The organism is Sorangium sp. So ce119 (genome assembly GCF_051524405.1).
Taxonomy (GTDB): domain Bacteria; phylum Myxococcota_A; class Polyangia; order Polyangiales; family Polyangiaceae; genus Sorangium; species Sorangium cellulosum_G.
The window spans coordinates 260798-274662 of record NZ_CP150311.1; the positions used below are offsets into that span (position 1 = coordinate 260798).

At 73.0% G+C, this 13865-nt stretch carries 12 protein-coding genes; 7 read left to right on the forward strand and 5 right to left on the reverse strand.

Annotation, left to right across the window (positions count from 1 at the left end):
• Positions 1 to 155 precede the first annotated feature (155 nt).
• Positions 156 to 1358, reverse strand: a complete 1203-nt coding sequence (locus tag WME76_RS45315) for a hypothetical protein (RefSeq protein ID WP_437962434.1) — start codon at positions 1356 to 1358, stop codon at positions 156 to 158.
• A gap of 214 nt (positions 1359 to 1572) precedes the next feature.
• On the opposite strand from WME76_RS45315, the gene WME76_RS45320 reads away from it, so the two are divergent.
• The 4 genes from WME76_RS45320 to WME76_RS45335 are packed head-to-tail and all read left to right on the forward strand — an operon-like array spanning position 1573 to position 4665.
• Positions 1573 to 2034 carry a glycosyl hydrolase gene (locus WME76_RS45320; protein WP_437962435.1) on the forward strand — a complete coding sequence of 154 codons (462 nt, stop codon included), beginning with the start codon at positions 1573 to 1575 and terminating at the stop codon, positions 2032 to 2034.
• Positions 2031 to 2657: an RNA polymerase sigma factor gene (locus WME76_RS45325; protein ID WP_437962436.1), complete on the forward strand. Its 627-nt coding sequence runs from the start codon at positions 2031 to 2033 to the stop codon at positions 2655 to 2657. The genes WME76_RS45320 and WME76_RS45325 overlap by 4 nt, the downstream gene beginning before the upstream one ends.
• Entirely contained in the window at positions 2650 to 3624 is a 975-nt protein-coding gene (locus WME76_RS45330) for a hypothetical protein (RefSeq protein ID WP_437962437.1), read from the forward strand. The genes WME76_RS45325 and WME76_RS45330 overlap by 8 nt, the downstream gene beginning before the upstream one ends.
• A 9-nt stretch (positions 3625 to 3633) precedes the next feature.
• Positions 3634 to 4665 carry a hypothetical protein gene (locus WME76_RS45335; RefSeq protein WP_437962438.1) on the forward strand — a complete coding sequence of 344 codons (1032 nt, stop codon included), beginning with the start codon at positions 3634 to 3636 and terminating at the stop codon, positions 4663 to 4665.
• Between the two features lie 3 nt (positions 4666 to 4668).
• Here WME76_RS45335 and WME76_RS45340 read toward each other — a convergent pair whose 3' ends face one another.
• Complete coding sequence (locus WME76_RS45340) at positions 4669 to 5511, reverse strand: LamG domain-containing protein (RefSeq protein ID WP_437963024.1); 843 nt, start codon at positions 5509 to 5511, stop codon at positions 4669 to 4671.
• A 126-nt stretch (positions 5512 to 5637) separates the two neighbouring features.
• Here WME76_RS45340 and WME76_RS45345 point away from each other — a divergent pair, with 126 nt between their 5' ends.
• Together WME76_RS45345 and WME76_RS45350 are read left to right on the forward strand one after the other, a co-directional pair.
• Positions 5638 to 7254 (forward strand): DUF1592 domain-containing protein, encoded by a 1617-nt coding sequence (locus WME76_RS45345; protein WP_437962439.1) that lies wholly within the window; start codon positions 5638 to 5640, stop codon positions 7252 to 7254.
• A gap of 64 nt (positions 7255 to 7318) precedes the next feature.
• Positions 7319 to 8881 carry a DUF1552 domain-containing protein gene (locus WME76_RS45350; RefSeq protein WP_437962440.1) on the forward strand — a complete coding sequence of 521 codons (1563 nt, stop codon included), beginning with the start codon at positions 7319 to 7321 and terminating at the stop codon, positions 8879 to 8881.
• A 76-nt stretch (positions 8882 to 8957) separates the two neighbouring features.
• Here WME76_RS45350 and WME76_RS45355 read toward each other — a convergent pair whose 3' ends face one another.
• From WME76_RS45355 to WME76_RS45365, 3 genes are all read right to left on the reverse strand, one after another.
• Complete coding sequence (locus WME76_RS45355; protein ID WP_437962441.1) at positions 8958 to 10031, reverse strand: S66 family peptidase; 1074 nt, start codon at positions 10029 to 10031, stop codon at positions 8958 to 8960.
• Positions 10032 to 10046: 15 nt separating this feature from the next.
• Complete coding sequence (locus WME76_RS45360; protein WP_437962442.1) at positions 10047 to 10205, reverse strand: hypothetical protein; 159 nt, start codon at positions 10203 to 10205, stop codon at positions 10047 to 10049.
• A gap of 121 nt (positions 10206 to 10326) precedes the next feature.
• A complete protein-coding gene (locus WME76_RS45365; RefSeq protein WP_437962443.1) occupies positions 10327 to 11112 on the reverse strand; it encodes an SDR family NAD(P)-dependent oxidoreductase in 786 nt (261 codons plus the stop codon).
• Between the two features lie 304 nt (positions 11113 to 11416).
• Here WME76_RS45365 and WME76_RS45370 point away from each other — a divergent pair, with 304 nt between their 5' ends.
• The gene (locus tag WME76_RS45370) at positions 11417 to 13852 is read left to right on the forward strand and encodes a lysyl oxidase family protein (protein ID WP_437962444.1); all 2436 of its coding nucleotides are present in this window, start codon (positions 11417 to 11419) and stop codon (positions 13850 to 13852) included.
• The last annotated feature ends 13 nt before the right edge of the window (positions 13853 to 13865 follow it).

Below are 13865 nucleotides of genomic sequence, written 5' to 3' on the forward strand. Positions count from 1 at the left end.
GTCTGGCCGGTCCAGCGCAGGGCTGTCCTGACTTCGGCCCAGGATGAGCCATCCTGCTCTCGTCCTTCCGTGACAGCCACGCGCTGCGGGACCGCGACGTCACCCTCGGAGCGGGGCGCGCGAGACGGGAGCCTGGCGCACGAGGCCCGCGCGCCTCAGTACCACTCTCCGCCGAGCCCTATCGTGAAGGTGAACGTCGTGGCCTCGGGCATGAACACCGGGTGGAGCTCCGCGGCGAGGGCGAAGCCGCTGCGCCGCGGGCCGTCGCCGGACAGGCCGCCGAGGATGAGGGCGCCGCGCGCGTGCGCCCCGAAATACCAGCCCGAGGTGCTGGCGCAGCCCGCGTCCGACTCGATGCCCGCGTACTCCGCGGAACAGCTCGCGACGGCCACGTAGTCCATCGAGGGCCCTGCCCCGAAATCGAGGACGTGGAACACGGTGAGGCTCGCGAGGAGCGAGTTGTAATCTATGAAGCCCGCGTCGAAGCCCGCGCTGTTGGACGTGCTCTCGGGCGTGAGCGTCAGCATCGGGGTGTTCTGGTAGTAGAGCCCGAGCGTGTGGTTGATCTGGAGGCCGACCCGGCCGGTCCACGCGAAGACACCGCCGGTCCCCGTCGGCGACTTGATGATCCCGCCGCCCAGCGTGCTGCCATACCGGAGCCGGACGCCGTCCCGCTCCTCGTCCTCGTCCTCGGGCTTCTCCCGCTCCTGCGCAGGCTCGACCGGCGCAGACGACGCCTCCGGGTCGACCGTCGTCTCCACCGGGCCTCCGATCGGCGGCGGCGCATCGCTCCGCGGGGCGGGCTGGCTCCGGGAAGGAGGCGGCGAGGACGGCGCGCCCGGCGAAGGCCGCCCGGGCGACACCGGCGGCGCGGGCGCGTAGGGCGGCGCAGGCGACACCGGCGGCGGCGCCGGCGCGTACGGCGGCGCGGGCCGGTACGGCTGCGCCGGCGCATGGGGCGGCGCAGGCGACAGCGGCGGCGCGGGCGCAGCGGGCGGTAGCGGCGGCGGCGCGGGCGCCGGAGGCACGGGCGCCGGCGCCGGCGCGGGCGGCACCGGCGTGGGCGGCGGCGCGGGCGGCACGGGCGGCGGCAACGGCGCGGGCGAGGGCGGCGGCGCGGGCGGCACGGGCGGCGGCAACGGCGCGGGCGAGGGCGCCGGCGCGGGCGGCACGGGCGGCGGCAACGGCGCGGGCGAGGGCGGCGGCGCAGGCGGCACAGGCGGCTGCGCCGAGGCCGACGGGATCGGCCCGGAGGGCGGAGGCGGAAGGGGCGCGTCGTCCTGCGCAAGGCCCGTCGCCGGGATCGCAAGGGGAACGGTGATCGCCGCCAGCGCGGCAAGCCAACGAACGATGGTCATCCGGTTTTCCTCGGCGCGCTCGTCGCGGCCGTCAAGCGCGCGGAGGTGCGAGCTGTCAGCCACGGTGCGACGATAGCAGAGGATCCGCCGCAGATGATCCGCCCGCGAACCGAGGAACGCCAGCCCACCGGCGACCGGGCGATGCGCCCCGTATCCCCCTCCCTCACTTTCCGTCACGGAACGCGACGGCTCCGGGCACCAGACCCCTCGAGCCATGCGTCGAGACCCCCAAGCCCCTCTCTGCGGCATCAGTCCCCTGCTGGGGATCCCCCTGTCCGCCGCCTGCGTGGGGGAAAGTTTCCACGGAGACGCGGTTGGAGACGGGGGCGCCGCCTGCGAGGGCTGCCGCGTCGATTTCATCGCGGCGCACTGGTACGCTTGCGACAGACCGGCGCTCGAGCGGAATCTCGGCGAGCTCGAACGCTACCGGCGCCCCATCTCGCTGACCGAGTTTTCGCGCGGAGACGGCGCGGATCGGTCGCCCGAAGCGCAGGCCGCCACCATGCGAGAAGCGGTGCCCCTCCTCGAATCGGACCCCGACGTCTTCCGGTACGCGTGGTTCTCCGGGCGGACCGAGGCGATCCCGAACGTGGACCTGCTCGGCGCGAGCGGTGAGCTCACCGCGCTCGGGGCGCTCCACGTCTCGCTCCCCCACCCGGAGAGGTGCGGCCCGTGACCGCCCGCGCGGCGGTCGAACCGTCGATGCCTCCCGCGGGCGGCGCGGCGCCCGCCGTCCCCACGGCCGGCGTCCAGGCCGCGCCGCTCGACTTCGCCGAGGTGTACGAGGAGGTCTTTCCCTTCGTCTGGCGGACCGTGCGCCGCCTCGGCGTGGACGCCTCCGCGCACGAGGACGTGTGCCAGGAGGTGTTCGTCGTCGTGCACCGGCGGCTCCCGGAGTTCCAGGGCCGCTCGTCGCTGAAGACGTGGGTCTTCGGGATCGTGGTCAACGTCGTGCAGGCGCACCGGCGGTCGCTGCGCCGCAAGAGCCCGGCCCACCGCGGGACGGGAGAGACCGTGGATCCGGAGCTGCTCGCAGGGCCGAGCAGCCTCAGCCCCTACGAGGCCATGACAAGGGCGGAGGCCGCGCGCGTGGCGCACGACCTCCTCGCGTCGCTCGACGAGGAGAAGCGCGTGGTGCTCCTCCTCGCCGAGCTGGAAGAGATGCCGGTGACGGAGATCGCGCAGGGTATCGGGGTGAACATCAACACCGTGTATGCGCGGCTGAGGGCCGCTCGACAGGCGTTTTCCGACGCGGTGCAACGCCACCACGCCAGGATCCGAGGAGGCCGCAATGGATGAGCTGGAGGCTGGCGAGCGGGCGCTCCTGGACGCCCTTCGCGACACGGACGAGCCGACCGACGACGACCGGCGGCGGATGCGCGCGGCCGTGTGGGCGAGGCTCGGCCTCGCCGGGACGGCGGCGACGGCCGTGTCCGTGAGCGCCGCGAACGCCTCGGGAGCCGGGGCCGCCGGCGCTGCGGGCGCCGGCGCCGCTGGCTCCGCGAGCGCGGCGGCGGCGGCGCACGCCGTCGCTCCCGCCGCCGCGAGCGCGGCCGCGACCGCGACCGCGGCGGTCGCGAAAGGCGCGGCCTTCACGCTGCTCGGCGCCCCGCTGAAGATCGGGCTCGCGACGCTGGTCGTGGGCCTCGCGACGGGCGCGGCGCTCTACTTCCCGACGTCCGGGGGGGCGCCCGACGCGCCGCCCGCGCAGGAAGCCGCGAGGATCGCGGACCCGATGCCCCGAACGCCGCACGCCGCCGCCCCGCCCGGCGCCTCGCGCGCCCGCGACGACGCGCCTCCTGCGGCCGAGGCGAGCGCCCCCGCCGGGGCCGGCGCCGCCGCCCCCTCCGAGGCCGGCGCCGCCGCCGAGGCCAACGACCCCGCCAGCGCAGGCGCCCCCGCCAGGACGAGCGCCGCGCCCGCGACGGCGGCCGCGGCGCGCGCGCCGGCCTCGCGCACGCCCGCGCCGGCCGCCGCCGCGAGGCCGGGCTCCAAGGGGCTCGACGCGGAGATCGCGCTGCTGCGCGACGCGCAGCAGGCGCTGCAGGCGGGCCAGTTCGCGCAGGCGCTCTCGAAGCTCGACGAGCACGCGAGCCGGTACCCGCGGGGCGTGCTCTCGACCGAGCGCGAGGCGTCGCGCGCGATCGCGCTCTGCCGCTCCGGCCGCGCGGCGTCCGGCAGGGCGATCGCGGCGAAGCTGCTCGCGCGGAGCCCGGGCTCGCCGCTCGCGACGCGCGTGCGCGCCGCGTGCGGGCAGGAGGAGTAGAGTGCCCATGTGCACGTCTCCAGGTGGGCCCGGGCCGCGTCGGCCCTGCAGGCGCTGATCGTCGCGGCGGGGCTCCTGCCCGCGAGCGCCCTCGCGGCGCCCGCCGAGCCGCGCACCATCGACCTCCGCTGGGACGCGCCCGACGGGTGCCCGCCGGTCGACGAGGTCCGGAGCGAGATCGCCCGGCTGCTGGGGGCGTCGGAGCAGCGGCAGCCGATCGAGGTCGAGATCGCCGTCGCCCGCAAACGCGGCGCGCGCCTCCGGCTCGACCTGCGCATCCGCGCGCCCGCGCCCGGTGAGCGGGTCATCCACGGCCACGACTGCGCGTCCATGTCGCGGGCAGCGGCGCTGATCGTCGCGATGTCGATCGATCCCGACGCTGTCGCGCGGAACGCCGCCGCGCAGCCCGCGCAGCCCGCGCAGCCTGAGGCGGCTGCCGCCCCCGTGCCCAGCGCGCCGCCCCCCGCGCCGGACCGCGCGCCGCGCCGGCCGCCTCCCGCGTCAGCCCAGCCGCCCCCGCCGGCCGAGCGCGATCCGGAGGGGGTGCTCTGGCTGAGCGCGCAGGTCGAGCAGGCGCTCGTGCCGGCGATCGGCGTCGGGCTCGCCGCAGGCGGCGGGATCCGCAGCGGCTGGTTCCGCGCCGACGGGGCGGCCGGCGTGGTGCCGTCGAGCTCGAGCCGAATCGCGGGGACGGCTGCCGGCGCCGAGTTCCGGCTCTGGTTCCTCGAGGTCGACGCGTGCGCGCGCGCCCTCGAGCGCCCCCTCGGCGTGTACGTCTGCGCGCTCGGCCGCCAGCACTGGCTCCGCGCCCGGGGACGCGAGGTCGACGAGGCCTTCACCCGCACGGCGCCGATCTTCGCGGCCGGGCTCGGGACGCTGGTCGAGTGGCGCGTCGCCGATCCGCTGAAGATCGAGGGAGCGCTGCACGCCGTCGCCCCGCTGCGGCGGCCGCGCTTCGTCGTCGAGAACCTCGAGGGGACCGTCTATCGCCCCCCGGCCGCAGGTCTCAGCGCCCGCCTCGGCGTCGCGCTGGCCTTCTGAGCCTCAGGGCCGATCCGGGCCGGCGTTCCACGCGGCCTCGACCGCGCAGCCGGCCAGCGCCTCGCCGTAGATCCGCAGCTCGTCGTAGCGCCCACCGAAGTACGGGTCCGCATCGAACTGGGACCGCCCGAGCCAGTTGTTCACGTCCTGGATCCCCGAGAGCGGAAAGCCGACAGCGTCGCTGCCGAGGAGCGCGCCATCCAGGTAGAGGGCCAGGGTCGCCGCCGCGCCGTCGAAGACGACGGCGACCTGATGGACCTCGCCGTCCTCGAGCGTCGGCTCGGCGTGGATCGCCACCTCGCCCGTCACGCCGCTGTCGCTCGCGAGCGCGGAGACCCCCCGCACGTCGAAGACCGTCGAGGGGGTGATCACCAGGTAGGACGTCCCCACCCCCCCCTCGCCTTCGACGGGATCTTCGCCTCCGCTGGCGAGGCCGAAATCGACGATGCGCGGGTAGGAGCCTCCGCTGTCGCGGACGACCCAGACCATGACGGTGACATCGCGCAATCCCGCCAGGAGCCCCGCCGGCAAATCGACGTAATCGTCCTCGCCGTCCAGGGTGAGCCCCCCTCCGCCGTCGAGGCTCGCGCCGCCGAGGATCACGCCGTCCGCACCTCCGAGGAGATCGGCGACGACATCTCCCACACCGTCGAACGTGTACCGATGCGTCGGCGACGGCAACACATCACAGGAGGTCGTACCATCACCCCCTCCACCGCCGCTGCCCGCCTCACCGCCGCTGCCCGCCTCACCGCCGCTGCCGCTCACCGCTGACGCTGGATTCATGCGGCCCACCGCGATCTCCACGTCTGCCCCGCACCCGGACAGCCCGAGGAGCAACACCATCACCGCAGTTTTCTGCGCACAGGGCACGTCCTGATTTTAGCGTGGCCGCGTGGTCGATTTGATCACGAAATCGACGCGCTCCGGTCACGAGGGGACGACTGCCGAATTCACACGCGGGAGACGACGATGACGTTCAGACGTGACCGAGTGTTCGCGAGCCCGTGGCTCGCCGCCGGGGGATGTCTCCTGGGCATCTCGTGCACTGGCATCCTCGGAAGCCAGGACGATGGAGGCCAGGACGATCCGGAGCAAGGCGCCTCCGTCGCGACAGACGGGATGCCCCTGCACCACATGACAGCGTCGGAGTACAACAACACCGTCGCCCACCTCCTGGGGACGCGCCAGAGGCCCGCGGATGGCTTCCCCGCCTTCGGCGCGAAGGGCTTCGACGCGAACGTCAGCGCGCTCTCGAACCTCTCGCAGGTCCTGGTCCAGGGGTATTACGACGCCGCCAAGACGCTCGCCGCGGACGCCTTCTCGAACGAGGCGCAGCGCGCCGCGATCCTCGTGTGCGACCCGGCGGAGGGCGCGGACGACGGGTGCGCGCGCGAGATCATCGAGCGCTTCGGGCTGCGCGCCTTCCGCCGCCCGCTCGAGGCGGCGGAGCTCGACCGGTATGCGGCGCAGTACGCCGACGCGCAGACCACCCTCGAGATGTCTCCCGTCGAGGCGGTGCAGCACGTCGTCCGGACCCTGCTGACGTCCCCGAATTTTCTCCTGAGGATCGAGGTGGGACCCGACTCCAAGAGATCGCCGGGCGCCCTCAACGGCCACGAGATCGCGTCGCGCCTCTCGTACCTGCTCTGGAGCTCGCTCCCGGACGAGGCGCTCTTCGACGCGGCGGAGGGCGATGAGCTCGCCACCGAGGACGAGCTCCGGCAGCAGGTCGACCGCATGCTGGATGACCCGAAGAGCGCCGCCTTCTTCCAGAACTTCTTCGGGCAGTGGCTCGGCACGCGCACGCTCCCCAGCCACAACGCCGACGCGACCCGGTTCCCGAGCTGGAACGACGAGGTGAAGGGCGCGATGCTCGACCAGGTCAACGCCTACTTCGCGAGCTTCACGACGGGCGGGCGGCCCTGGTCCGAGTTCCTCACGGCGCCCCACCCGGAGAGCCGGCTGCTCGAGCCGCTCTACGCGAACGACCCCGAGGGCGCGCGCGAGGGGTTCCTCACGCTCCCAGCGTTCCTGACGCTGTCGTCCCGCGCGGACAGGACCTCTCCCACGTCCCGCGCGAAGACGATCCTGGAGCAGCTCTTCTGCGTGCCCCTGGTGCCGCCCGCCAATGTGGACATCCCGGAGCTCGGCGCCGCGGGCGGGGACGAGGGCCCCGTCGAGAACGTGCGCCAGGAGCTCGAGAAGCACCGCGCGTCGCCCGACTGCGCGAGCTGCCACGACGTGCTCGACCCGATCGGGCTGAGCCTGGAGATCTTCGACCCGATCGGCGCCTACCGGACCGCGTACCCGAACGGCGACCCGATCGACGCGACGGGGGTGTACGAGGGCGTGGCGTTCGAGGACATCTCCGGCCTGGTGCCGGCGCTCGTGGAGGCCGCCCGGCCGGGGACGTGCCCCACCGAGCAGCTCTTCAGCTACGCCGTGCGCCGGCGCCCGAGCGGCGGGGACCGGACCAGGATCAAAGAGATCGCCGCGCGCTGGGACGGCGGGACGATCGCGGATCTGGTGAAGCGCGTGGTGACCAGCGAGGCGTTCCGGCTTCGAGCGAAGGACAAGTCGCCGTGAGGCGGCGCGGGTTGTTTCTGCACAGGACGAGGCACGAAGGAGCGATGCGCACATGAAACGCTTGATGACACGCAGAAACCTGTTGCGCGGCGCGGGCGTCTGTCTGGCGCTGCCGTGGCTCGAGAGCCTCGCGCCGCGCGGGGCGCGCGCGGGGGAGCCCGGCACCCCGAAGCGCTTCGTGCTCTGTACCTTCCCGAACGGGGCGCCCCATCACTGGTGGGAGACGGCCCCCGCGTTCGGAAAGACGCTGAAGGGCGCCGACTTCAAGCTGCCGAGGGTGCTCGAGCACTTCGCGCCGGTGAAGTCGAAGATGCTCATGATAAGCCGCCTCGGCAACTACACGTGGAGCACGGAGCAGCACCCGTACATCGAGCCTTCCCACTCGCGCCTCGGCGCGGCGCTCTCGACCTGCGTGGACGCCGATCAGCTCGGGAGGGAGGCGCGCCAGGACCTCGGCGAGTGGGTGGGCAACGGCGTCTCGGTCGACCAGCTCATCGTCCAGAAGGCAGGCCCGGAGCAGGCGACCCGCATCCCGTCGCTGCAGACGGGGCTCGGGGTCAAGCCCGGCTTCTTCGACCAGCGCAGCTACGCCTACAACCAGGTCCTCTCCTGGAAGAGCCCGCGCGAGCCGCTGAAGCGCTCGGTCAACCCGAAGGCGGTGTTCGACGCGCTCGTCGGCGCGGGCGCGGGGTCCGCCGTGCCAGGGCAGAGCGACGAGGAGGCCAGGATCGAGGCGGAGCGCCGCGCGGCGACCGAGAAGAGCGTCATCGACGGCGTGCTCGCGGACGCGAACTCGCTCATGAACCGGGTCGGCTCCGGGGATCGCAAGATCGTCCAGCAGTACCTCGACTCGCTGCGCGAGATCGAGAAGAACGCGACCCACGTACAGTCGACGATGACCCCCCCGGCGGGCCTGGGCTGCAGCCCGATCAGCCAGCCCGGCGTGGTCCCCGAGCCGCCGGGCCAGGCGGAGGGGCTCAACGAGAACGACAACACGGGAGCCGGCCCGTACAAGCACGAAGATCACGCGAAGGTCATGATCGACCTCATCGTCATGGCCATTCAATGCGACGTGACGCGCGTGATCACCCACATGCACGACGACATGCGCTCCGAGTTCGAGTATCGGTGCATCCCGGAGGACGTCCGCGCCAAGGTGGGGCTCGCGTACAGGAGAGAGAGCAGCCTGCACTTCCACTCCTCCCAGCACGCCGCCGGCAACCTGGACCGCGCGACCCAGGACGGCCAGTACAAGATCATCCAGCAGAGCAACCTCGACTACGCGGCGATCAACTGCTGGCTCAACCAGAAGAGCGCGCAGCTCGCGCAGCGGCTCGACGCGATCCCCGAGGGCGACGGCACGGTGCTCGATCACTGCGTCATGGTGCACATGAGCGAGATGCGCTCGCACGACCACGACGGGTACGACCTGCCCATCGTGCTCCTCGGCGGCGACGGCGTCTTCCTGAACGACGCGCACGTCGCCTACGGCGCCCTCGGCAGCGATCGCCAGCTCCGCGATCTGTGGTTCACCATCATGAACCAGTACTACGGCCTGGGCATCTCGTCGTTCGGCGAAGATCGCCGCGGCGAGCCGAACGCGCTGCTCGAGGAGATCTTGCGGTAGCGCGGGGAATCAGGGTCTCGGCGGATGGACGCCCCTCACCGAGCGGCGGGGGCGAGGCCGGCCGCGTTCTCCCGACTCAGCGCACCTCCACCATCGGCTCGCACACGGCCATCTCGACGCCGTGCCTCACGTGGGCCCGCACACGGACCCTGCACATCTGGGCCAAGGTGAGCATCGGAACGGTGTGGGAACAGTCGAAGCTCGTCACGACCGGATAACCTCGGCGAAGCCCGAGCACCTCGAGCAGGAGCTCGTCATGGCTGAACGGGGCGCCCTCGGTGTCGGTCATCTCCGCCTTGCCGATCACCAGCGCTGCGATCTCGTCGAGCGCGCCGATCGCCTCGAGCTGGCGTAGCTGCCGCTCCTCCCGTGAAAAGCAGCAGTCCATCTGCTCCAGGATCAGGATCGCTCCTCTGAGCGGCGGGAAGTACCTCGTCCCCGCGAGCGAAAGCAACGTGTTCAGGTTCGCGATGATGGCGGGCCCTTCGGCTTCCCCCGACACGAGAGCGCGCCAGCCGGCGTTCGGCTCGTACCGACGTGGAGCGGTGCACCACTCGGACGTCTTCGCGTCCCGGAAGTGGTTGCTCCACTGCGGCGGGCACAGGAGAGCCCTCGCGCCGTCCGTGTGGCGACCGGTGGCGTCGAGGAACGAGTCGAGCGTGAACTCATCGACCCCGGGCCAGTCGCCGAAGGAGGGGACCACCGCAGGCCCGTAGAACGTCGATAGCCCGGACTGCGTGAGCAGGCCCATATGCAGCGCGGTAACGTCGCTGTACCCGCAGATGATCTTCGGGTTCTCTCTCACCCTCTCGAAATCGATGTGCGCGAGCAGGCTCGACGAGTTCGCGCCGCCTATCGTGGCGATCAACGCGCGCACCTCCGGGTTCGTCACGAGGTCCATGAACTCCCTCGCGCGCGCCTCGGGAGGGCCCGAGCGGTAGCCTTCTGCGACGGCCTTCGCCGTCAGCTCACCCTCGATGACGCGGAACCCGAGCTTGCGCAGCGTCTCTCTGCCGTGGAGGTACTTATCGCGAAAAACGACATGGGCGGGGTACGAGGGCGTGAAAATGCCGATCGCGTCGCCCTGCTTGAGGGCGCGCGGGCGGATGATCGGCCGACCGGTCCCCGCGTTCCTGTCCTCTGCTGCCATGAACCCTCGTCATTCTCAGTTGAAGCGCGGCGTCCACACGGCGCGGTGGAGGCGCACGTGCCTCTTGTTCTCGTTGAACACGCGGTTCCATTCGTGCCAGCGCCGGGAGATCTGCTCGAATCGCTCATCCCCCGAGCCAGGGAGCTGGTCGACCAACCCGTCGTCTGACAGCATTTGCCTGATCCCGTCCGGCCCCGGCGCAGCGACATCACTCAACTCGCTCGCATCCCAGTTCGAGCAGATCGACGGTGGACGCGAGCCCGCCGGGGTGGAGCGCGGACGGGGCGCGCGCCGCTCAGAGCCCCGAGCGGCGCGCCATGCGCTTCGAGAGCCACCGCGTCGGGCCCGGCGCCACGCGGGCCGCGAGGCTCGCCGCCTTCACGAACACGCTCGTCTCCAGGACCTCGCGGCCCGCCTCGACGGCGCGCACGATGCCCTCGGCGACCGCCTCGGGGCTCTGCGGCTTGTGGCCCGGCGGGCGGTAGCCGACGTTGTCGTCGGTCACCACGGCGTTCGCGCGGAAGGGCGTCGCGACAGGGCCCGGCCGCACGACGAGCACGCGCACGCCGCGCGACGCGACCTCCGCGCGGAGCGACATCGCGAGCGCCTCCAGCGCGAACTTCGACGAGGCGTACGGGCCCATCCGCGGCGTGGAGACGACCCCCGCGACCGACGAGACCATCACGACGGTGCCCTTCGCGGCCGAGAGCGGCTCGATCGCGAGCTGCGCGAGGCGCACCGGGGCGACGACGTTGAGCCGGTAGATCGTCTCGAGCTCGGCAGGGTCGATCTCCAGCGTGGGCGCGTAGTAGCCGCGCCCCGCGTTGTTCACGAGGACGTCGAGCCGGCCGTACGCGCCGAGCGCCCGGTCGCAGAGCGCCTTGCGGTCCTCCTCCACGGTCACGTCCCCGGCCACGGCGAGCGCGTCGCCGCCCGCCGCGCGCACCTCCGCGGCGACGCGCTCGAGCGCCTCCTGCCCGCGCGCGCTCAGCACCACGCTCGCGCCGCGCTTCGCCCAGGAGAGCGCGAGCGCTCGACCAATCCCGCTGGATGCACCGGTGACGACGACGACGAGGGCCATGTGGGTGAGAGTATACGCTCCTCGGTGGAGCCGAGAGAAATACGCCGCTCGCACCACCGCCGGCCAGCGGCAGCCCCGGCGCGCCCGGCGACCGGAGCGCGCCAGAGAGAGCGCCAGAGAGAGCGCCAGAGGCCGCCAGCGCCGCGCGGGCGTTGCTCGGCGAGGGTGGGATTCCTGCGCGCCGGTGCGTCCCGACTGCTTCCGATCGCGCGCTTCGCCTAGCATGCAGCGCGCGCTTCGCTGCGCGCAGGGGCGACGACGCCCGGCCCGCGCGGCGACGCGCAGCCCGCTTCACCAGGTGCACATGAAGAAGCTCGCCGGAACGCTGTGGATGGGCTCACTGCTCCTCGCGGGCGCTGCCTGCGGCGGCGGGCCGGCCGGGCCGCCCTCGGGCGCAGGAGGGGACGGCAGCTCGGGCGCGGGCGGGCGTGGAGGTGGGCAGGGAGCCGGGGACAGCGGCGGCGCAGGAGGCCTGCGGTGCGCGGGATCGGACCTCGTGTGCCCCGAGGGCGCGCGGTGCCAGATCGACGTCGAGGGCGAGCCGTCGGGCTGCACGGCGGCGTGCGACGAGGGGCGCGCCTGCGGCGACGCGGCGTGCTGCAGCCCCGGCGCCGCGTGCGTGAACCGCGGCTGCAGGGCGGCCGACCTCGTGCTGGAGCCGGCGGAGCGCGCCGAGGCGGTCGCGTTCGACTGGGTCAGCTTCGGCGAGGATGCGTGCGAGGTGCGCCGGGGCTGCGTCGGCGGGAGCGGCCGACGGGCGCTGCTGCGCTTCCACGTGTCGCTCAGGAACGCCGGCGACGTGCCGCTCGATCTCGGCGCGCCGTCCGAGAGCGACGTGTTCGAGCCGAACTTCTGCGAGGACAGCTACGTCGTCCCGCGCCTCTTCCGCGCGATCCTCCGGCGGGGCGCCGCGACCGTCGCCGAGGCCGAGCTCGACGCGCGCTGCGTCGCGATGCCCGGCGGCCGGTACGACTGCGACGCGCAGGGCCTCGGGCCCGGAGAGCACGTCGAGCAGCCCGGCACCGTCGCGTGCAACGCGCTCGACGTGACCGGGGTGGGCGCCGGGCTCTACGAGCTCGAGATCACCGTCAACCCGGGGAAGACCGTCGCCGAGGCGCGCTTCGACAACAACACGATCGTCCTGCCGGTCGACTACCCGGCCTGCGACGGCACGATCTGCGGCGGCGCGTGCTGCCCGACCGGCCACGCGTGCAGGGCCGACGTCTGCATGGTGCCCGACCTGCGCCCGGACGAGGCGCGCATCGTCGACACGCTCCAGTTCTCGTACCAGACGTTCCCCGCGGACGCGTGCGAGATCCTGGAGGGGTGCATCGGAGGCCCGGGCCGGCGGCACCTCCTCCAGTTCGAGGGGCGCATCGAGAACACAGGGCCAGGCCACCTCGACCCTGGCCCCGAGTTCGACAGCCCGCTCTTCGAGTATGCGCAGTGCCACCAGCACTTCCACTTCCTCGACTTCGCCGATTACCGGCTGCTCGACGCGGACGGCGCGATCGTCGCGCAGGGCCACAAGCAGGCGTTCTGCCTGGTCGACATGGAGCCGCTCGATCCAGAGGACCCGGCGCCGCGCGGCTTCCCGAGCGCGGGCGGCGCGGGGTGCAACTTCCTGAGCGCGGGGTGGGCCGACGTGTACGGCGTGGGCACGGCGTGCCAGTGGGTCGACGTGACGGGCGTGCCCGAGGGCGATTACCTGCTCCGCGTCGCGGTGAACCCGCGCGGCGCGATCGCGGAGCGGTCGATCGAGGACAACGTGGTCGAGGTGCCGATCCACGTCCCGGCGTACGCGCCCTGCGTGCCCGAGCCGGAGATCTGCGGGGACCTCGTCGACCAGGACTGCGACGAGATCCCCGACAACGGCTGCGCGGGCGCCGGGTGCATCCGCCCGTCGACCGAGCTCTGCGGGAACGACCTCGACGAGAACTGCAACGGGGTCCCGGACGACGGGTGCGCGCCGATCCCGGGCGCCGATGCGTGCGCGACGGCGGCGGAGCTCACGGAGTCGATGGATTACGCCGCGGAGATCACGGCGGGGAACACCTCCGACGTGGCCCTGCCGTGCGGCGGCGAGGGGGGCGAGGTGTTCTTCCGCTTCACGCTCCCGTCCGAGGAGGTCGTGTACCTCGGCACCCTGGATTCGGAGATCGACACGGCGATCGCGGTGCTGGAGGGCGACGGCTGCGACGGCGCCCCGGTCGGCTGCGCGGCGCGGAGCTGCGGCGAGCTCGCGCCGGGCGCGAACTTCGCGGCCAGGCTCCCGGCGGGGACGTACACGGTGGTGGTCAAGGCCGTGAGCCCCGGCGCCTCCGGCAGGGTACGCCTCACGTTCGAGCGCGCGTCGTGCCTCGGCGAGGGGGCCGAGGTCGTGACGAGCAGCGGGCTGATCCGCGGCGACACCACCGGGAGGCCGATCCCCCCGAGGTCCGCGTGCGGCGCGAGCAGCCCTGAGCAGACGTTCTACGTCCCCGTCTGCCCGGGGAGAGCCTTCATGGTGTCCTCGTGCGGCCTGGCGGATTTCCCGATGACGCTCAGGACGGCGGACGACGCGTGCAATCCGACCGCCGTCCAGTGCTCCAGGCCGAGGGACGCGTGCGCGGGCGATCCGGAGGGGGCCAATGCGGTGATCGTGGCGACGCGGCCGGGAGGGGGCCTCGGGGCGATCACCGTGAGTGGTCGTACGCCGGTGGATTTCGGGCCGTACGAGATTTTTGTCACGCCGTTCTGAGGACCGGAGACCG